Genomic DNA, 20,769 nt, shown 5'->3' with positions numbered 1-20,769 from the left:
CACCTAAGAGATTCACCAGCTAAAACCCCATGGTCACACATTCCTCATAATTATTTTCGTGAAACAGGGTAAACACTCGTCATTTTAGGGTAAAAATAGAAAAGTAGATCATGAATGTGGAGGAGAGCCGATTGAGTAAACATGAAATATTCGACTGTATCGGAATCGGGATAGGGCCTTACAATTTGAGTTTGGCTGCCCTGATGGAGGAAAGGACCGATCTAAAGGTGAAGTTCTTCGATCAGACCCCGGAATTTCAGTGGCATCCGGGAATGCTGATCAACCTGACAGATCTGCAGGTGCCTTTCATAGCAGACCTCGTGACATTTGCGAATCCACAGAGCCGGTATAGTTATTTGAATTATTTACATACCCATAATCGTTTATATAAATTTTTCTTTTTTCAAAAGTTTGAAATGCCGCGTCAGGAATACAATGAGTATGCCCGCTGGGTCTCGAGTCAGCTGAGCTCTTGTCAATTTCATAGCGAAGTGATCGGGGTGACGGATGTTGGCGACTGTTATAAAGTGGTGGTCGATAACCGGCTGGAAGATGAACGTGAGGTTTATTATGCGAAGCATATTGTGATGGGAACGGGAAGTAAACCCCTTATTTTAGAAGGAATGGAAGGGTTGCCGGATGAAGACGTCCATCATACGAGCAAGTATCTGTTTCATAAAAAAACGACGATGGAAGGGGCATCCATTACGATTGTCGGTTCCGGTCAAAGTGCAGCCGAGGTGTTCTTTGATTTATTGAAGGAGCAAAAGAATCATTCGTATCAGCTTTCGTGGCTGACCCGTTCCGAAGGGATTCTGCAGCTTGAATCGTCAAAGCTCGGGCAGGAATTCTTTGCCCCGGATTACGTGGACTATTTCCATGGACTGACGTATGAAAAGCGGTTGGAAGCCCTTAAAACCCTCGATCAGCTTAGGAACGGGATCGATCCGGACACCCTTAACAATATTTATAACATTCTCTATAACCATTCCGTCAGCGACCGGTCACCCCGCACGACCATCCAGCCCCTGACGGAAGTGAACAAAATCCGGCATGAAGGAGATGGTTACGTCCTGAATTGCCGCCAATGGCAGGAAGATCGCGAATTTAATTATCAAAGTGATAAGGTGATTTTAGCGACAGGGTACAAGCCGAATATTCCTGAATGGTTCTTTGAGGAGTTCGAAGACAAAATCGTGTGGGAAGATGATAAGAAATTTAAAGTCTCCCGGAACTATAAGCTTCAGTTTAAAGAAAACCCGGATCGAGATCATCATTTTTACACCGTGACGAATCTTGAGCACTCCCACGGTGCCAGTGCGACGAATCTTGGATTGGCCGTCGACCGGAATATCCATATCATCAACGACATCGTGGGGAAAGAAGTGTATGAAGTACAAAGAGATACGATTTTCTCTCAATTCACTATGGATAAATAAGGGTTTTACTTTTTGTGTGCCGGGTAAAGTATAAGTGTGATAATAAATCAAACAATACTAGGAGTGTTAAATTTTATGGCTAAGATTGCAACATTAATTACAGACATGTTTGAAGACGTAGAATTCACAGATCCTGAAAAAGCGTTTAAAGAAGCAGGGCACGAAGTCGTGACGATTGAAAAAGAAAAAGGGAAATCAGTCAAAGGCAAACAGGGCGATGCAACGGTGAAAATCGATGAAAGCATCGATAGCGTCAATCCTGCAGACTTTGATGCCTTGTTATTACCAGGCGGATTTTCTCCGGATCAGCTGCGCGCAGATGACCGTTTCGTGAAATTCACAAAGCATTTCATGGATGAGAAAAAACCGGTATTCGCGATTTGTCACGGTCCACAATTATTAATCACGGCCAAAGCATTGGAAGGACGAAAAGCGACTGGATTCAAGTCGATTAAAGTCGATATGGAATATGCAGGTGTGACATACGAAGATAAAGAAGTCGTCGTGTGCGGCAACCAGCTTGTAACCAGCAGGACGCCTGATGATATCCCGGCTTTCAACCGTGAATCACTCGCGCTTCTTTCTAAATAAGGCAGGCAGTTAAATGAAAGGGGACATTCCCCAAGGTATTTTGTACCTTTGTGGGAATGTCCCCTTTTTTTAGTTGCTGTTCACGCTTTTTTCCTAAGGTTACCCATTTCTTCAATGATGGCATTCATTTCGCTCGGGCTGAAATGATCCTTGCGATTCACCATGACATATAGGTCGTGGAGATCTTCGTACATTTCTTCATTAAAGTCTTCAGGCTTGACGGCACCTGCATTGACCATTCTTAATTTTTCTTTGATTGCTGTGACCATGAAATTGATATTTTCTGCATTATTTTGTGATAAATCCATCTAAATCGTCCTTTCTGACGTACAATGTAGTACATTCATCTTTCCATGATTCTATCTTCCTGTCAATAAGCCATGGATAGAAGTGACTCCTGGAGGATTTTTTTCGGAGAATGTTTTACACTATTAAGGAATGGGAAATGAATAGATAAGCTATTACGTGAGAAATGGATGAGTACCTGGTATCTATTATTGCCAGGAAGTGTATGATTAAGTGGAATCCGGCTGGAGCCGATTATTTTGGAGGAGGGTAATACATATGGGAAGGAATAAGTTTTACAAAGGGGTCATGCTTGGTGCTGTTGCAGGGGGTCTTCTGTCTCTCCTGGACAGATCCACGCGTCAGGAAGTGGGTTCCACTTTAAAAAATAGCGGACATTATATATCCGCCTATTCAAAAAATCCTCAGAGATTGCTTGAATCTTCCAGGGAAGTGTATGAGAAACTGCGCATGACGGCCGATCAGGTCTCGAGGGACATCCACTTCATCAGTGAAAAGGTGGATGAAATCAAAGGGATGACCCCTCAGGTGAAAGAGATCATAGAGGAGACGAAAGAAACGTTTGAAGACTCTTCAGAAACGTACAAAGATACGTTTTCAGTTCAAGAAACATCAAATGAACTAACTGCTCAGGATGAAGAAAGTCAGCCGATTGCTTCTTCATTTAAGGGATATTAATGAAATGAGGTGAAAGCATGTCGGATAAGACGGTCAAAGGAGATTGGAAAGGATTTTCGAAAAGTCTTTTCGCCAATATCAGTGCGAATGACATAACGGGCCTTGCCGCGCAAATTGCCTATTATTTTCTTTTATCGCTCTTTCCACTGCTGATTTTTGTCGTCACACTTCTTCCATATCTGCCCTTTGATCAGGGGGACATTCTCGGATTGGTGAGGGATTTTGCACCCGGTGAAACGATGTCGATGATTGAGGAAACACTGCAGGACGTCATGTCCAACCGCAATTCAGGCTTACTGTCCGTCAGTATCATCGCCACGATCTGGTCGGCGTCCAACGGAATGAATGCCATTGTGAAGAGCTTGAATCGGGCATATGATGTCGAAGAATCAAGATCGTTCATTGCCACGCGCCTAATGTCCATTCTATTGACATTTGCCATGATCCTGGTATTTGTCATCGCACTCCTGCTTCCGGTATTCGGTAAGCAGATTGGTCTTTTCTTATTTTCTCAATTCGGATTTTCAGATCAATTTTTAACGATTTGGAACGGGATTCGCTGGGCCATCACACCCATCATTCTCTTTATCATTTTCGTCGGATTGTATTTTTTTGCTCCAAGTAAACGGATCAAATGTATAAGTGCGTTTCCGGGAGCGATCTTTGCGACTCTTGGATGGGTACTCGCGTCCTTGGCTTTTTCGTATTACGTAGGGAGCTTTGGGAACTATTCGGCGACATACGGCAGCATTGGTGGGATCATCGTGCTCATGATCTGGTTCTACTTGACAGGAATCATCATTATGATCGGTGGAGAAATCAATGCACTTGTGACGATTAAAGACAAAGATTCGTGTTAAAATAGGGGAAATCATTCCCTGGACATAGTAAAGGTAGGAGTAGGGGAAGATTCTATTAAACATTCGTGTTTAAAGGGTCTTCTTTTTTTATGTGATATAGAAAGCGAGGCGGGGCATATGTTAATTGCCGCAATGATCGAACGATTAGGCATCATCGTGACGATTGCCTTTGTGATGACGAGGATCGGCTTCTTTCGTCACCTGATTGAAAAACGGACACATGTGCAGAAATCCCAGACGTTCCTCCTTATCCTCTTGTTTGGTTTCTTCGGCATCGTTGGTACATATACAGGGTTGATCGTGAATCCTTTTCAGGAAGAATATACAAAATGGCAGTGGCATCTTCAACAGAATGAAGCGATTGCGAACTCGAGGGTAATCGGCGTTGTGGTAGCAGGACTACTCGGTGGCCCATGGATCGGTCTCGGGGCAGGACTGGTTGCGGGTGTCCACCGCTTTTTCCTTGGAGGGTTCACGGCATTCTCATGCGGTATCTCGACGGTACTGGCAGGTCTGTTGGCAGGCTGGATCGGCAAGCGGGAAAAGAAAAACAGGCTTGTTTCCCCACAAAAGGCATTTCTGGTCGGCTTTCTTGCGGAAGGGATGCAGATGCTTCTCATCCTGTTATTGTCAAAACCATTTGACGATGCATATTTGCTCGTGTCTGATATCGGTTGGCCGATGATTCTGGCCAATGGTGTCGGAACAGGGATTTTCCTGCTTATCATCAAAAGTGTATTTCAAGAAGAGGAACGGATGGGGGCTGCTCAGTCCCAGAAAGCACTGCGCCTGGCAGACAGCACGGTGAAATATATGCGAAAAGGATTGAATGCATCGTCAGCCCGGGCAACATGTGAGATCCTCATGAGGGATGTCAATGCACTAGCCGTTTCGATTACGAACACGTCCCATATCCTCGCCCATGTCGGACTTGCTTCTGATCATCATCACGAAGGGCGCCCGATTCAGACGGAAGCAACGAAGCGGGTCATCGAGACCGGTGAGCTGATGAAGGTGGGACGGGATGATATCCAGTGTGACCGGAACGGATGTCCATTGGGAGCGGCCATCATGGCACCGCTACTAAATGGGGACGAGATCGTCGGGACCCTAAAATTCTATTTTCATTCTGAAAAGGAAATTTCACCGATATTGATGGAATTAACGAAGGGGATCGCCACCCTCCTTAGTCATCAGCTGGAACTTGCGGAAATCGATACCCATAAGGAGCTTGCGAAAGAGTCGGAAGTGAGGGCGCTGCAGGCCCAGATCAACCCCCATTTTCTGTTCAATACGATCAATGTCATCGTGTCATTGACGCGGATCAATCCGGATAAGGCCAGGACACTGCTTATTTCCCTTTCCCAATTCGTCCGACAGAATCTGACGGGGAGCACGAAATCAACCTCCACCCTTAAAGAAGAAGGTCAGCATGTGAAAGCGTACCTGGCCATTGAAGAAGCAAGATTCTTTGACCGTCTTGAAGTCGTGTATAAAATCGATGAAGATGCCTTACAGGCGAAAGTCCCTTCCATCACCCTGCAACCGCTCGTGGAAAATGCGATCAAGCATGGGATGAAGAATGTCGAAGAAGGATTTGTATTAACGATCTCCATAAGGAAAGAAGGAGACAAAGTGACCGTCAGTGTTAAAGATAATGGTTGTGGAATCAATGAAGACAGGTTGAGCAAGCTAGTGTCGGAGCCGGTAGAATCACAGTCAGGCACGGGAATCGGTCTATACAATGTGAACAAACGCCTGGAAATGATGATGGGAAAAGAAGCAGGGCTAAAGGTATCATCTTCAAAGGAAAGTGGAACCACCGTTAGATTTACGGTAAGGAGTGAACCGGAATGAAAATCGCGATAATCGATGATGAACCGTACAGCCGGGAGGAAATGAAGCATCTCCTTGGAAGTTATCCCTGGGCGGAGGTGGTCGGGGAAGCAAGCTCAGCGGAAAAAGGCCTTGAGATCATTTTGACGAAAGAGCCCGACGTCCTATTCCTGGACATCGAAATGCCTGGCATGAGCGGAGTGGATCTCGCAGAAGCCCTTCAGAACATGAAGCATAAGCCGGAAATCGTCTTTGCCACGGCGTACCCTGACTATGCCCTTAAGGCGTTCAGGGTCGAGGCTGTCGACTACCTGCTGAAGCCTTTTGAAGAAGATCAGCTTGCACAAACGATGGAGAGGCTGAAGTCTTTAGTAAAGGTCGAACCCCGTGAGAATCCATCCCTGGGAAAACTGGCCGTGCATGATGAGGATAAGATTGTATTCGTCAGGCCGGAGGATATTCTCTATATTTTCAGAGAAGAGCGGGAAACATTTATCTGTACGAAAAAAAAGAAATATACGTGCAGGATGCCGATCAAGGAATTGGAAGCGAAACTCGGCACCTATCCTTTCTTCCGCGTCCACAAAAGCTATCTCGTTCAGCTGCCCTTTGTGGAAGAATTGATTCCATGGGGGAGCGGCGTGTACCAGCTGAAGGTTCATGGAGCTGATGAGGCGATCCCTGTGAGCCGGAATTATGTGAAGGAATTGCGGGAGCGATTGGAATTGTAGTTGTAGTGTACCAGGTACAATGGGGAGGATTTGTACCTGGTACATTTTTTGTTTTTGGTGCCTGGCACAAAACACTCGATTTGTACCAGGCACCAAGTACACAATCAGTGCCTGGCACCGCCCTTTTCCCTAAGCACGTCAATCCCTGCTTCCTGCATTTCAGCACGTATTTATAACATCTTGGACAGAATGTGTCGAAAATGTGAATGTGCTTGCTATAATGAAAGCGTATTCATAACTGAACGAAAGGGGATCATATACATGGTCACATTCCTGATCTCGATTGTTGTCTTAATTATTGGTTACTTCACATATGGAAAATTTATCGAAAAGATTTTTGGAGTGAATGAAAGTCGTTCCACCCCTGCATATGCAAAGGCGGATGGAGTGGATTATGTTCCGATGAAAACAGGTAAGAACTCCATGATCCAGCTGTTGAATATCGCCGGTGTCGGTCCGATCTTCGGCCCGATCATGGGAGCATTATACGGACCGGTTGCCTTCCTTTGGATCGTCCTCGGGGCGATTTTTGCCGGAGCGGTTCATGATTACTTGACGGGAATGATTTCAATCCGTAATGGAGGGGCTCATTTACCGGAGCTTGCCGGAAGATTCCTTGGTAAAACGATGAAGCATGTGGTGAACGCATTCTCGATTCTTTTACTTGTCCTGGTAGGGACGGTTTTCGTGACTGCACCTGCAGCCCTGATTGCGAATCTGACTCCTGCGTGGATTTCACTCGGTGTCATCATCGCAGCGATTTTCATTTACTACATTGTGGCAACGTTACTGCCGATTGATAAAATCATCGGTAAAGTGTACCCGCTGTTCGGGGCACTGCTTTTGATCAGTGCAGTAGGAATCGGAGCGGGATTGGTGATCACGGGAGCGGATATTCCTGAAGTATCTTTAACGAATATGCACCCTGATTCTATCGCTATTTTTCCTTTATTATTCTTGACGATTTCGTGTGGGGCGCTCTCAGGCTTCCACGCAACACAATCACCGATCATCTCAAGAACGACTCAAAACGAAAAGAACGGACGCAAGATTTTCTACGGCATGATGATTTTAGAAGCGATCATCGCGATGATCTGGGCAGCGGCAGCGATGAGCTTGTTCGAGCCTGATGAACTGAATGCGATCTTGAAAGACGGAGGACCGGCAGCGGTCGTGAGTGAAGTGTCTGTTCTGATGCTTGGTTCCATCGGCGGAACGCTTGCCATCCTTGGAGTCATCGTTCTCCCGATCACATCCGGGGATACTTCATTCCGAAGTGCACGTATGATCATTGCGGATTACATCAAAGTAGGACAAGTGAAAATGTCCAGCCGCCTATGGATCGCGGTTCCCCTGTTCGTGATTTCAGTCGTGTTGACACGTATGGACTTCAATCTCTTATGGAGATACTTCTCATGGGCAAATCAATCGACGGCGATGATTGCTCTTTGGGTAGGTGCCATGTACCTTGCCCTGCAAAAGAAACCACACTGGGTCGCAACGATCCCGGCGATCTTCATGACGATGGTGACATTCACGTATATCCTGAATGCTCCGATCGGATTCGGTCTTTCCATGGTGACAGCCTATATGGGAGCATCCATTGTGACGATCGCAGCGATCCTGGCTTTTATCTACACATTGAGAAAGCGCTTAAACGACGGGTCGGTCATTCAGGTCGACGAAGACGTGCCGCAGCCAGCAGCATAAATGGAGAGTTTTCCGGTTATTACCGGGAAACTCTTTTCTTTTTTTGCACAAAATAAATATGATTCACAAACTATATGGTAGGAGTGATTCAGCATGACAAAGAAAACGAAAAAAGACGGCGGCACAAAGCAAAACGGGAAACATACACCGAAACAAAAAACATCCGGTTCTGCAAACGGACAGAATGGATATCACTAGAAATCATTAAGCCAATCCTTCAGGGGGTTGGCTATTTTATTTGTCAGGCAGATGTCTTTATTCTGAAGGATGTATTATAATGGAGATAGTTTCAAAAATTTAGTAGTCTCAAAAAGGAGATCCCATTATGTCGAATACTAATGACCAACAAATACAGCCAGAAAAGAAAAAAATCAGCCTTCAGGAAGCGATGAAGCAGCAGCTTGCGAAGAAGAAAGAAGCACAGGCAGGCGGCAAGCAGGCAACAGGCGGCCTTGCATCCAACCAACGCATGCAAAGTCAGCAAACGAAGAAGCCAAGCAATACCCGCCGGAAGATGGGAAGCTAATATGGGGAGAGGAGCGCTCGGGTGGAGTGCTCTTTTTTTTGCCTTTTTGAAATCCCGCTCCACAAAAAATCAAACCTTTTCCCCTCCACGTTCGTCAAAGTAGTAGAAAAGAGGTGAGTTCCCTTTGAATGAGGATAGCGTATACGAAGTGACTCCTACTAAGGATGACTTGCTCGAAGAAGTGATGAGTCTATATGGCAAAGAAGTGTTGTATATAGCCTATTCCTACGTGAAAGATTACCGTTTAGCCGAAGATATTGCCCAAGAGGTGTTTATTCGGTTTTATCAGGGGGTAGATTCGTTTCGGAATGAATCATCTTTGAAAACCTGGATCATTCGGATTGCGATCAATCAGAGTAAGGATCATCTTAAAAAATGGGAAACGAGGAAGCTTCTGTTTACGAATAAACTACATGAAATAATACATGAGTTTACGAATAACCCTCAAACTCAAGCCTTACATAAAGAAACAAGCAGGGAACTGCATCAGAAGTTACTGTCCCTTTCCGTTAAGTATAGGGAAGTACTGTTTCTCTATTATTATGAGGAATTGAAGATTTCAGAGATCGCCGAATGCCTGGAAATCAATATCAATACAGCAAAAACGAGATTGAAAACAGCTAAAGAGAAACTGAAAAAAATGTATCCAAAAGGGGTGCCTTATGATGGATAGGGAACTTCAGCGACAAATTAGGAAGATGACGGATGAGGGATTGAGGGGCTTTGATTTTAGCGACAAAATGAAGGAGGAGGTCAGGGATAGAACTGACGGTGAAGTACCGAAAAAAGAGTATCGCCGCAGATGGTATGCCCCCCTTATCAGTATGGGGATGATTCTCCTCCTCCTTTTTCTGTTTGCGGTGGTGAAGGGTGAACAATGGGGATTCTTGGGGAATGAGAAACTGAGTGGTTTCTTTACCAATAAGTCTAATTTTGATGTAGAGATTCTGTACGGTGGCGGCATGAAGATAAGTACTTTCACTGACTCCCTGACAAGCGAGGAGGGGGAGAGGAAAGAATTGACCTTTACAAAACAGGAGACCGAGGAGATTTTTACAAAAGTGAAGAGTTTGGATTTAAAAGAAGAAAAATACCTTTCAGATGAGGGCAGTTGTTATATCCAACCGAGTAGAAGCTATGCCATGAAAATCAGGATGAATAAGGAGATGTATGAATACCGGTATTCTGATTGCAATACGACTGCTGACGCCAGGGAACTGGATGAACTTCGGGAACTTATCATCCATATCATCAAACGAAAACCAGGGTATGAAGATTTGTTGAAACAAAAGATGATCATGTGATATTTTTATTTACAATCCCACCCCATTCATGCTACCATAATAAAAATTTCAAAAAAATGCCATGAAGAGAAGAGTAGATATCCCGAATTCTTTAAAGAGAGCCCTGGCAGCTGAAAAGGGGCAGGAAGGACGGTATTGAACCAAGGCTCTGAGCAGTGCATCGGAACCGGGAATGGGGATGGTGTGACGGGAGCTCCCGTTATGGAGCTAGGGTATAAGCCGATCGGCCGTACCCGAAAAGGCCGGTGTGGTGACATGCTGGTGAACTGGGGTGGCACCGCGATCTATAATCTCGCCCCCAAGACCAAGGTCTTGGGGGTGGGATTTTTTTGTTTTACCAAAATCGCGGGGAGGAATAGTGGATGAAAAAATGGAAGGATCCTTTGTTGCTGTTATCGGGTATCGGGATTTCGAGTATCGGGGGTTGGATTTATCTGATTGCCCTTAATTTGATTGTATTGGATGAGTGGGGATCACCGGTGGCGGTGGTGATGTTGTACGTGTTGAAGCCGGTTGCGACGCTTTTCACAAACGGTTGGGCCGGGAGTTTGATTGACCGGGTCAACAAGCGGAATCTTATGGCGGCACTGGACTTTTTCAGGGCGGTGTTAATCGCGATGCTACCTTTCGTTTCAGCGGAGTGGTGGATGTACGCCATTGTGCTTTTCATCAACATGGGGAGTGCAATCTTTTATCCGGCATCGATGGCGTATATCACGACCTTGATTCCGAGGGGGAACAGGCAGCGGTTCAATGCTCTTCGGGGACTGATCGGGTCGGGGGCGTTTCTGATCGGTCCCGGGGTGGCCGGGCTGATGTTCATGTTGGGGACGCCGACGTTTGCCCTTTATATAAATGCCCTCGCCCTATTATTATCGGGAATGATCACTCTCTTTTTACCGAAGCTTGCGGATGGGGGGCCGGTTCACATAAGCGGTATCAACTGGGAGATGGTCAAGGCTGATTGGCGAGTCGTATGGGGGTTCAGCAAGAAAGCCTCGTATGTGATGGTCCTGTATGTTCTGTTCACCTGCATTCTTGTGATGACGGCCGTGATCGATTCCCTTGAAGCCGCTTTTTCAAAAGAGGTGCTGCAACTCTCCAATAGCACCTACGGATATCTTGTAAGCATTGCAGGGGGAGGGTTTGTACTGGGATCCCTCCTGAATGCTGCGCTGTCTCATAAACTTCATCATATGCACCTTATGGGTGTCGGCTCTGTGGTCGTTTCATTGGGATATATCATGTATGCATTTTCATACGATTTCATGACAGCTGCGATTGGATTCACTCTTTTATCCTTTGCGCTGGCGTTTGCGACAACGGGGTTCGAGACTTTTTATCAAGAACATATCCCCGTTGATATCATGGGACGGGTGGGGAGCCTGTATGGGTTGTTGGAAGGTGTACTTGTCATCATCTTAACGATACTGATCGGAGTGGGGGCCGAGGTGGTATCGGTTCGGACAGCTGTCGTTGCAGGTTCGATGGTCATGCTTGGGGTCACCCTCGTTTTGGGGGGAGCGTTAAGGAAGAATTCTTGGAAAAAACAGTTAAATTATAAGTCAGAATGTTATAATAAATAAAAACACACTCATGAAGGGGGTTCGCGGATGAAGATGACGGTGGATCAATATTGGGATAAATGGGAAGAGCTGATGAGTCGGGAAGAAGCGAGCTTTGAGAAGTGGGATGGGTTGGAGGATCTGTTGTTCATCGCCCAAAAAGAAAGGGATCTCTATAAGGAATTCTGCTGCCGGTTCGGAATCATGAGAACCGTCAACTATCTTGGGGAGTATGAGGAATTATTCGATCATTTCGAGTGGTGCAACGGGTTCTTTTTAGATAATGAAGAGAACTTGGAGGAGTGGGTGGAAAGCTTCCTCTGGATCTATAAATGGATGGCGGAGCATCTCGTGAAGATGCCGGGCATTGAAGTGGAACTTCTGGATGCTTTTTTCAATGACTTCCAGGAAGCGTATGACCGCTACGGATACAGTCTTCGCCCTTATTATCAGCATCAGCATAAACGGGCTTTGAAGACTGGCGAAGTGAAAGACGCTCACGCCTATTATCGTAAATGGCTCGCCGCAGAACGGGATTCCCTGGCGGACTGTGAAGCGTGTGAATATCAGACTCAGCTTGAGTACTTCTATTTTACCGGAGAAAAGGAAAAAGCGGCTCCACTCGAAAAGCTTTTGTTGTCAAAGGAAGTGAGCTGTGGTGAAATCCCCCATCTTACGTACAGTAAGCTGCTCCTTCCTTATTATGAGGACGGCCGGGTGGAGGAAGCCCGCCGTTACCAATCCGAGGGATACTTTTTCATTTACGATAAACCCCACTTTCTCATTGAGGCCTCGGAGCATATCCAGTTTCTTGCTTTAACGGAACCTCTCAGGGGCATCAAAGTATTGGAGCGCCACATCGAGTATGCCGACAGCGGGAAAGACCCGTATGGGATGTTCTATTTTTATATGAGTGCAATCGTCCTCCACCGGAAGCTCCTGGAAGCGGGGCATCGCCCGGGGTTTGCCGTGGATGTGATGAGTGAAGTGGCAGAGGAAATTGCGTGTGATTTTGATAAAAGGAATGGGAATGATTTCTTTGAACGGGAAATGGAACGAATTTATTCCCTCTAACAGATATTGACACTCCCATCAAATCTCTATATAATCATCTAAAATAACTGAAACATTGAAGAGGATCAGTAAAGGGATCTTGTCTTTTAAGAGAGGGAGCGGTTTGGTGAGAAGCTCCCATTGATGAACCTTTGAACCTGCCTCTAAGTTCTGTATCGAATGAAGATATCAGCGGTCCGAAACCGTTATCATGGAATGAGTGTAAAGCTTTGCTTTGAATCAGGGTGGTACCGCCAGAAATGGTCCCTGATGAGAAGCAGGGCTTTTTTTGTTTCTACCGGCAGTTAGCTGATAAAACAATCCAATGAAAAATGAGGTGCTTAAAATGGCTAAACAATTTGTAAAAGATGTAACGGGCATGGATGAGGATTTTGCCCAGTGGTATACAGATGTCGTGACGAAGGCGGAGCTTATCGACTACTCGAGCGTCCGGGGTTCGATGATCATCAGACCTTACGGATACGCCATTTGGGAAAATATCAAGGGTGCCCTTGATGCGAAAATAAAGGGAACCGGGCATGAAAATGTGTATATGCCCCTTTTCATCCCGGAAAGCCTGCTGCAAAAAGAGAAAGATCACATCGAAGGGTTTGCACCTGAAGTCGCATGGGTGACCCATGGCGGTGATGAGGAGTTAGCGGAAAGACTCTGCGTCCGTCCGACGTCCGAAGTGTTATTCGGTGAGCATTATAAAAATATCATCCATTCCTACCGGGATCTGCCTAAGCTCTACAACCAGTGGGCGAATGTGGTCCGCTGGGAAAAGACGACCCGTCCATTCCTCAGAACGCTTGAATTCCTGTGGCAAGAAGGGCATACATGTCATGAAACAGACCAGGATGCACATGATGAAACGGTGAAAATGCTCGAGGTCTATGCGGAGCTTTGTGAGGAGATGCTTGCGATTCCTGTCATAAAGGGGCAGAAAACGGAGAAAGAGAAGTTTGCCGGTGCGAAATATACGTACACGATCGAGAGTTTGATGCATGATGGGAAAGCTTTGCAATCTGGGACATCCCACCATCTGGGGGACGGATTTGCGAAATCATTCGGCATCCAGTTCACGGACCGTGACGGCAAGCTCCAACATGTACAGCAAACATCATGGGGACTCACGACCCGCATCATCGGGGCGATGATCATGGTGCACGGGGACGACCGGGGTCTTGTCGTACCGCCACGGATTGCTCCGACACAACTGATGATCGTGCCGATTGCCCAGCATAAGGATGGCGTCCTTGATTTTGCCTATAATCTGAAGACACAACTTGCAGGTGTTGCCCGCGTCGGGATTGACGCCAGTGACAAAAAGCCTGGCTGGAAGTTCAATGAGTATGAAATGAAGGGAATCCCACTCCGCCTTGAAGTCGGTCCACGGGACATCGAGAACGGGCAGGTGATTTTAGCGAGACGCGATACCGGAGACAAAGTCACGGTCACGATGGAAGAGCTGGAAGGGAAAGTAGCTGCACTGCTAGAAGACATTCAGCGCAATCTATTGGAAAAAGCGAGAAAGCACCGTGAAGAAAAAACAACGATCGCCAAAACCTTTGAAGAGTTCAAAACGACGGTTAATGAAAGTGGTGGTTTCATCAAAGCGATGTGGTGCGGAAATCGAGCCTGTGAAGATAAGATCAAGGAAGAAACGAGCGCCACATCACGATGCATGCCGTTTGAACAGGAGCAGGTGTCTGATACATGCGTATGCTGTGAAAAGGATGGGAAACATTTGGTGTATTGGGCGAAGGCGTATTGAGGAAGGAGAGTATCGTTCTCGTTTTGTCCCTAGTCAGCAGTGTGATGCTGGTGGCACTGGCGTTTTTTCAGTGGCACCTCGTCCACATCCTGACACCGTTTTTGATGCCTTTTCTTTGGTTGATGGCAGGCGGTTTTTTCCTTGTCACTATCGTGTTTTCCATCATTGCCGTTTTTAAAAGAAGGGAATGGAAAGCATTAATCCTTCAATCTTTGACCGTGATTTTCATTTTCTTTTTCCCGATTACAAAGGTCGTTCTGAATATGGATTATGAAAAAAACCGTGCCGATCGGGACACAGTGGTAAAGAAAGTGCGGGAAGGTGCCATTACACCCAACGTTCCATACAATGATTCGGTTATACACCTCCCGGAAGAATATGAAACGTTATCAAGGGGTGGCGGAGATATATTGGTAGAGAAGAAGAATGATGAAATGCTGGTTCTCTTTTTTACCTATCGTGGCATCCTGGACAGCTTCTCCGGATTTGTCTATTCTTCTTCAGGGAATAAACCTGAGTCAGGTGATTTTGGGGGAGAGTTTATGGACCTTGAGAAGCTCGATAAACACTGGTATTACGTCAGTTCCGGATAAGCAGGGGACTTTCGGACCTTTCCGGACTTTTTCTGACGAAAGTCTTCTTTTTTCTATGTTTACTTAATAAATATAGGTAAAGGAGGCGTCGATTAATATGGATGTGGGACTCATCGTCATTTTTTTCATGGTATTCGTGGTAATCAGCCTATGGATCGTGCATTCCAAGCTCAACCGGATCACCGAGCATGTTCAGCAGCTGGATGAGGAGTATTTATCCGATGAGGAGATCGAAAAGGAATTAGAGGAAGAGTGGAATAATGAAAAATAATGATGAAGGCGTTTCTCCGTAGAGAAGCGCCTTCCGTTTTTTTGAAAAGGTTCTTTTCGCATACTTTGTGCTAAGGTAGCGAGTGGTGGTTGATCTCCGCTGCAGGTGCTCGCTTTCCGCGGGGCTGGCGGTGAGCCTCCTCGGCTACGCCTCCGGGGTCTCACCTGCCCAGCTCCGTCGGCTAGCCCCTCGAGGTCATAATATGAATAGTCCAAGAAGGCAAAGAGCGCCTTCCCGGCCCCTTCATATTATGCTTGTCGGGTCTGTGCGAGCCGCCTGCGCTTTTCGTACTGTCCAGCGTTTCCTGCAGGAGTCGAGCACCTTCCACTCCAATCAACTTTACGGGTGTTAAAGCCAAATCTACTAGCATGCACGTCGAGAAAACACCTTTTTCACCGTATGCAGTGTCCATATGAACTAATAGTAAGATCCAAATTTATAAATATTTTTACTAGCAAGCTCTGTCACGATATCTCTTCAAGATGGTGAGGGGAACGGCGTAGACTCCTGCGGAAAAACGGGCGTGCCGAGACCCCGGAAGCGAAGCTGAGGAGGATTAGTCGTTCGTCCGCCGGAAAGCGAAGCCGTTCCCATCACCATTTATCGCACTTACACTTAGACAGAGCCTTGGCAGTTCCTATGTAAGAAACAATAATTTTGCGAAAAGAACTACCATTCTACTTAAGTGGTTGGTACTATTAACATATTACATAAGAGGGAGTGCGGAGAGGATGAAGCATAAGGACTTAACCATCGCAACACCACGATTGGTGATCAGGCCCTTCGTGAACAGTGATTATGAAAACTGGTTAAGGGAACATCTGAACAGGCTCCCGTCACAGCATAAATATGATGTCGGCTATCAGGATATGAGTGAGTGCACGGAGTTCTGGTTCAGTGAGATGCTTGAGAAGCATGACGAGATGATCGAGGGAGATCAAGTGTATATCCTCGGGATTTTCCTGAAAGAGAATGGCGCGAATATCGGGACGATCGATTTCTCGACGCTGATGCGGTACAACTTTAACTGGGGCAGGGCAGGCTACACGGTACATAATCGTTACTGGAACCGTGGTTACGGGAAGGAAGCGATGAAGGCAGCTCTACAGCTGGCATTCGTAAAATTGAATTTCCACCGTATCGAAGCCCATATCAATCTGGACAATACGCCTTCGATCCGACTTGCGGAAGCAGTGGGCATGGAGTATGAATGTACACGAAAAGGGTTCATTTATGAATTTGGGGAGTGGACGGATAATCTGGTGTACTATGTGAATGCGGGAGAATAGAGAAAAGGCCGGAATCAGTTGATGATTCCGGCCTTTTCTTTACTGTTGCAATCCTTCGATCGACATATCTTTTACAGGGAGGAATGCCTCACCTGTATCCATATACGTGACGTTCACCTTGTCATTTTCTTTCAAGTAGATCGCAAGTAAGCTGTTTTCAGAAGAAACGATATAGTTCTTTCCGTCGTCGAGGAGGAAGGAAACGACGGTATAGTCACCGGATTTTTCTTTGTAGACCCGGACGACCGTACCATTGGCTTTTTTCTCCTCTGCTTTTGAGCTGCCGTCGACGCTTCCTCCGCCGCGTTGCAGAGCTGTCTTATAGGCTTTCAGTGCCTGATTCGGAGTATTTGCATAGGCAGAGATTTCCGGATTGGCTGCCGAGACGATGAAGTAGTTCTGTAAGAAACCATTCGCATCAAGCACCGGCGTCAGCCAGCTTGCTTCACCGTAGAAGTTATAGAGAACAGGCATTTCTCCGTCCCATTTCTTCTCGATGAATTTCTTCTGGATGATCTGCAGGGCACCTTGTGAATCCATATACGATTCTTCCAGGTTACCAGTGTAGAACGTTGCTTCACCGGTTCTTGAGTTTGTCAGGGAATAGCCTAGCATGGAATCGACGCCTTCTTTAGGTGACGTGAAATCGGTGAAATAATACATGTCACCATTTTCATCAAAAATAGGGCTTACGTTCGCTTCCGTTCCTTCATCTGAAGGAAGTTTTACATCCGATTTACCGAAGCGGCTGTTCCAGAATCCTTTGACATAGTTACCGAAATAGCTGTTCTGCAGGCTCACCGTTTCAGGTGAAACTGCGCCGTCGATGAACTCAGGGACATCTTTGATGGCATAGGATTTGGTATCACCTGATTGCGGATCGACCATGACAATCCCTTTCACTTCAAAGCCGTTACGTGCAGAGATGAAGTTTCCGTAAGTTTGGATATAGAATGGTTTCCCTTCATCATCGATTTCAAGCTGCACGTCCCCGTTGAAGATTTCCTTCGGATAGTTCAATCGGATGTGGCGCTCAATTTTTTTATTAAAGTAAGCTGAAGGAGTATAGACCATCTCTTCTTTGACGAATTTAGGATTTGCGTTTGAATCCGTTGCACTCAGCTTGAAGTACCCTGGAGTCTCGTCTCCCTTGAACCATTTGAAGAATCCGGAGAATTCGACGGGAGCGATGTAGACATACTCTCCGTCCACCTTCTGGATCTGCAGATTGCCGAGCTCATAATAACTCGTATTCGGAACCTGCCCGAAGGCTTTTTTCATTTTGTTCCGGGCAAATTGTGGAGGGACGCTTGCCGGCGTTTCCTTTTCATCAAAAGCTTGAATTTCGGTTTTGACGTCCATCTTCGCCGATTCGAATTTCTCATCGGCATTGAAGACAAAAGCTGTCATGAAGTAAGCACCGACCAAGAGGGTGGCAAGGAACAGAACCCCTTTCGCCATTCGTTCTTTCCCTGTTGCGAGTGCAGCGCCGAATCCTGAAGCAATGATTAACAGGATCCACATGCTTGTGAAGTTCTGATCGAGATTCGTCAGGTAATAGAAGACGAATACGACAAGTGATGTGATGATGAGAGTGGCTCCAAACAGGGCCGGAAAGGATGGATATCCCTCTTTTTTATTTTGTTTTTTCATGACAGCCATCGGTACGAGCAATAAGGCCATGACCAATCCGACAATCAATGAAAATAGTAAGATGTTTCCCATAGTGTTCCCCTTTCAAGGTTGTGATTCTGTTTATAGTGTATATACGGATGAGGGGGCGGGGAGGTTTCATTTGTTTTTTTGTGGGAGGGTGATCGGTTGACTGTCCGCTTGGTCTGTATGAGGAGAGGGTGCGGGCTTTGTGGGAAAATGGAGAACGGTCGATAACCAACCTGTCACCTCCGAAAAAAAGCAGCCGACACCAATCGTAAGTAGTTCAGTTTTGAAATAGAAATTCTTAAAAAAACCACCAATAAACAAGGGAAGTAGCATTGTATTTGAGGCTAAAATAACAGTATAAATAGCATATAAAAAGGTGTCAGCAATATACGACACCTTTTTTAGTTATTTGTTATTGTAAAATTTGAAAAAGGAAACAATTGTTCTTTAATTTGTTTAAAGGAAAGTAAATATTTATTGGAAATTAATTGAGGTGATTGGAAGATAATTCATAAAATTTTCTTTGTATCATGGCAACTTTTCATATACCATTTAATTACAAAGTCTGGAGGGATTGTATGAGAACTGTTCGAATCTTATTATTGTTTATAATCAGCACTGTATTAATAAGCGGCTGTGCAATTGGAGAGAAGAAAGCTACAAGTACATCAATAGATATTCCAAATGTTGATAAATACACTGTTTTGTATATTCAAGGGGTTGATGCTAAGGGTGTTTCGTCAGAAGCAACAAGCAAATATATCACTGACGAAAAAGAAATCAATTCGTTTATAGAGAAAGTTAATAAAATGGATGTTATAAAACCTTCACAAAATGAAATGAGTAAAAAGGTCAAAGAATTAAACAATCAAGGGAATTATACGTTTGTTTTATCCGACTCTAAAAATATGGACAATAAAGTGTTTCATATGAACTTTTTCAAAGATGGAAGTATTCAATTTCAAAGCACCAACAAGAAAGAAATAATCTATTCATCTAAGGAAAAACATCCAGAACTTATTATGGGGTTAAAGAACACCTTGAATATAAACTTTTAAGGAGCATCGAGTTATGATGCTCCTTCTTTTGTGAACTAATTTATCTAAGGTAAAGTATATCTTTTATATCGAACACTTTATCAGTAATCCCTAATCTTTGTGCGGGAGTTAGTTTCTTACCACACCTTTTGCCCTTAAACATTGGTATATCAACAAAAATAAAAAGTCCAATTCTATTGTGAATTGGACTTGAAATTATGGTGTTAATTTAATTTTTCTACCTTAACACTGAACTACTTACACCGATCGGCTGCTTCTTTCCATTATGACATCGCCTTTTCCGGCTTGATCGGGTGCAATCGTCCGTCTTCATCCCTGAATACGATGTGCTCACGCCCGAACTTCGTCGGTGTATCGATTCCCGCGGCAGCGGCCAGGTTGTACAGACCTTCGCGGAGGGAGATGATGTAGTTGCAGACGCGGAATGACTTTTCTTCGACGATCAGTGCCCGCTGCAGTTTCTTATCGGTGGTGGCAACGCCGACGGGACAGTTATTCGTGTGGCATACTTGAGCCTGGATGCAGCCCACGGAGAACATCAGTCCCCTTGCGATGTTGACAAAGTCGGCACCGAGGGAGAGTGCAAAAGCAATTTTGTCGGGTGTTAATAATTTTCCGGAAGCAAAGATTTTCACTTTGTCCCGTACGCCGTATTTCAAGAGGGTGTCGTGAAGGAAGGGAAGAGCCGATTTGATCGGAACCCCGGCAGAAGCCGCCAGTTCTTGATAGGAAGCCCCAGTCCCCCCTTCTCCTCCGTCAACCGTGATAAAGTCGGGATGTTTTCCTGACGTGCCCATATAGGAAGCGAGGCTCTCGATATCATCCGTGTTCCCGACGACCAGTTTGATTCCGACGGGTTTGCCGCCAACTTCCCGGAGTTGTTCGATGAAGTCCAGCATTTGTTCGTTGCTGCTGAATTCCTTGAACCGATTCGGGCTGTCGATGGATTTCCATGGCTCCACGTTACGAATGTTGGCGATCTCCTCTGTCACTTTCTTTCCGTCAACGTGCCCGCCTCGGGTCTTTGCACCCTGTGCGAGTTTCAATTCGAATGCCTTCACTTCCTTGAGATCACTCTTTTTCTTGAATTCTTCCCATGAAAATTCGCCGTCCTTTGTTCTGACGCCGAATAAGCCGGGGCCGATCTGGCAGATGATGTCTACTCCGCCTTTCAGGTGATGTTTGGATAATCCGCCTTCACCGGTGTTCATCCAGGAACCTGAAGCGAGTTTCAATCCGGTTGACAGGGCGGTGATGGCCTGCTCACCAAGGGACCCGTAGCTCATGGCGGATTGTCCGATGAGCCCTTTCACTTTGAATGGATGTCTGCAGGTTTGTTGCCCGATGACCTGGGCATCTTCGTCTTTCAGGAGAAAGGGATCTGCTTCAGATTCTTCGCGATGTTCCCTTCGGCTTAGTAAATTATCTTTATCAAGTTTGTAAATTTTGGTTTTGACTTTTTGTGAGTTGTCGATGCGGAGTTCGTCCCGTTGGACAGGGAAAAGGGTGTTACGTATGTA

The 20,769-nt window shown here is 45.6% G+C and carries 20 protein-coding genes and 2 other annotated features; of the genes, 17 read left to right on the top strand and 3 right to left on the bottom strand.

From position 1 onward, the window contains the following. The first annotated feature begins 131 nt into the window (after positions 1-131). Positions 132-1,439, top strand: a complete 1,308-nt coding sequence (locus tag NQ095_RS13710; RefSeq protein ID WP_258264028.1) for a lysine N(6)-hydroxylase/L-ornithine N(5)-oxygenase family protein — start codon at positions 132-134, stop codon at positions 1,437-1,439. A gap of 75 nt (positions 1,440-1,514) precedes the next feature. Continuing rightward, on the top strand, positions 1,515-2,030 hold the full coding sequence (locus NQ095_RS13705) for a type 1 glutamine amidotransferase domain-containing protein (protein ID WP_258264027.1): 516 nt from the start codon (positions 1,515-1,517) through the stop codon (positions 2,028-2,030). 80 nt (positions 2,031-2,110) lie between these two features. On the opposite strand, the gene NQ095_RS13700 is transcribed toward NQ095_RS13705, so the two are convergent. Then, on the bottom strand, positions 2,111-2,338 hold the full coding sequence (locus NQ095_RS13700) for a DUF1128 domain-containing protein (protein ID WP_258264026.1): 228 nt from the start codon (positions 2,336-2,338) through the stop codon (positions 2,111-2,113). 256 nt (positions 2,339-2,594) lie between these two features. Between NQ095_RS13700 and NQ095_RS13695 the strand changes: the two genes are divergently transcribed. The 14 genes from NQ095_RS13695 to NQ095_RS13630 all read left to right on the top strand — a co-directional run bounded on the left by NQ095_RS13695 (position 2,595) and on the right by NQ095_RS13630 (position 16,529). Next, positions 2,595-3,014 (top strand): hypothetical protein, encoded by a 420-nt coding sequence (locus NQ095_RS13695; RefSeq protein WP_258264025.1) that lies wholly within the window; start codon positions 2,595-2,597, stop codon positions 3,012-3,014. 17 nt (positions 3,015-3,031) lie between these two features. Beyond that, the gene (locus NQ095_RS13690) at positions 3,032-3,874 is read left to right on the top strand and encodes a YihY/virulence factor BrkB family protein (RefSeq protein WP_258264024.1); all 843 of its coding nucleotides are present in this window, start codon (positions 3,032-3,034) and stop codon (positions 3,872-3,874) included. Between the two features lie 117 nt (positions 3,875-3,991). Beyond that, a complete protein-coding gene (locus NQ095_RS13685; RefSeq protein WP_258264023.1) occupies positions 3,992-5,731 on the top strand; it encodes a sensor histidine kinase in 1,740 nt (579 codons plus the stop codon). Continuing rightward, positions 5,728-6,441 (top strand): LytR/AlgR family response regulator transcription factor, encoded by a 714-nt coding sequence (locus tag NQ095_RS13680; RefSeq protein ID WP_258264022.1) that lies wholly within the window; start codon positions 5,728-5,730, stop codon positions 6,439-6,441. The genes NQ095_RS13685 and NQ095_RS13680 overlap by 4 nt, the downstream gene beginning before the upstream one ends. 261 nt (positions 6,442-6,702) lie before the next feature. After that, the gene (locus NQ095_RS13675; RefSeq protein ID WP_258264021.1) at positions 6,703-8,151 is read left to right on the top strand and encodes a carbon starvation CstA family protein; all 1,449 of its coding nucleotides are present in this window, start codon (positions 6,703-6,705) and stop codon (positions 8,149-8,151) included. Positions 8,152-8,476: 325 nt separating this feature from the next. Next, positions 8,477-8,677, top strand: a complete 201-nt coding sequence (locus NQ095_RS13670; protein ID WP_034761269.1) for a hypothetical protein — start codon at positions 8,477-8,479, stop codon at positions 8,675-8,677. A 124-nt stretch (positions 8,678-8,801) separates the two neighbouring features. Further along, positions 8,802-9,350: a sigma-70 family RNA polymerase sigma factor gene (locus NQ095_RS13665; RefSeq protein ID WP_258264020.1), complete on the top strand. Its 549-nt coding sequence runs from the start codon at positions 8,802-8,804 to the stop codon at positions 9,348-9,350. Then, on the top strand, positions 9,340-9,981 hold the full coding sequence (locus NQ095_RS13660; protein WP_258264019.1) for a hypothetical protein: 642 nt from the start codon (positions 9,340-9,342) through the stop codon (positions 9,979-9,981). The genes NQ095_RS13665 and NQ095_RS13660 overlap by 11 nt, the downstream gene beginning before the upstream one ends. Positions 9,982-10,033: 52 nt before the next feature. After that, positions 10,034-10,284, top strand: a binding site (T-box leader). 59 nt (positions 10,285-10,343) lie between these two features. Beyond that, complete coding sequence (locus tag NQ095_RS13655; protein WP_258264018.1) at positions 10,344-11,567, top strand: MFS transporter; 1,224 nt, start codon at positions 10,344-10,346, stop codon at positions 11,565-11,567. 27 nt (positions 11,568-11,594) lie between these two features. Beyond that, positions 11,595-12,620 (top strand): hypothetical protein, encoded by a 1,026-nt coding sequence (locus tag NQ095_RS13650; RefSeq protein ID WP_258264017.1) that lies wholly within the window; start codon positions 11,595-11,597, stop codon positions 12,618-12,620. 46 nt (positions 12,621-12,666) lie between these two features. Further along, positions 12,667-12,871 (top strand) — a binding site (T-box leader). 74 nt (positions 12,872-12,945) lie between these two features. Next, positions 12,946-14,376 (top strand): proline--tRNA ligase, encoded by a 1,431-nt coding sequence (proS, locus tag NQ095_RS13645; RefSeq protein WP_258264016.1) that lies wholly within the window; start codon positions 12,946-12,948, stop codon positions 14,374-14,376. After that, complete coding sequence (locus NQ095_RS13640) at positions 14,373-14,969, top strand: hypothetical protein (protein WP_258264015.1); 597 nt, start codon at positions 14,373-14,375, stop codon at positions 14,967-14,969. Before proS ends, NQ095_RS13640 begins: the two co-directional genes overlap by 4 nt. Before the next feature lie 97 nt (positions 14,970-15,066). Then, positions 15,067-15,240 carry a hypothetical protein gene (locus NQ095_RS13635; protein ID WP_156030071.1) on the top strand — a complete coding sequence of 58 codons (174 nt, stop codon included), beginning with the start codon at positions 15,067-15,069 and terminating at the stop codon, positions 15,238-15,240. Between the two features lie 731 nt (positions 15,241-15,971). Further along, on the top strand, positions 15,972-16,529 hold the full coding sequence (locus tag NQ095_RS13630; RefSeq protein WP_258264014.1) for a GNAT family N-acetyltransferase: 558 nt from the start codon (positions 15,972-15,974) through the stop codon (positions 16,527-16,529). Between the two features lie 39 nt (positions 16,530-16,568). On the opposite strand, the gene NQ095_RS13625 is transcribed toward NQ095_RS13630, so the two are convergent. Further along, positions 16,569-18,254, bottom strand: coding sequence for a phosphatase PAP2 family protein (locus tag NQ095_RS13625; protein WP_258264013.1), 1,686 nt, complete (start codon positions 18,252-18,254; stop codon positions 16,569-16,571). Positions 18,255-18,769: 515 nt separating this feature from the next. Between NQ095_RS13625 and NQ095_RS13620 the strand changes: the two genes are divergently transcribed. After that, complete coding sequence (locus NQ095_RS13620; RefSeq protein WP_258264012.1) at positions 18,770-19,249, top strand: hypothetical protein; 480 nt, start codon at positions 18,770-18,772, stop codon at positions 19,247-19,249. Positions 19,250-19,512: 263 nt separating this feature from the next. On the opposite strand, the gene NQ095_RS13615 is transcribed toward NQ095_RS13620, so the two are convergent. Then, positions 19,513-20,769 (bottom strand): FMN-binding glutamate synthase family protein (locus tag NQ095_RS13615; protein ID WP_258264011.1); only part of this gene is annotated, 1,257 nt, incomplete at its 5' end.

Origin of the sequence: Rossellomorea sp. SC111 (assembly GCF_024733565.1) — a bacterium.
Lineage (GTDB): Bacteria > Bacillota > Bacilli > Bacillales > Bacillaceae_B > Rossellomorea.
The sequence above is the reverse complement of the archived record's forward strand: the minus strand, read 5'-3'. Positions and strand labels throughout refer to the sequence as shown.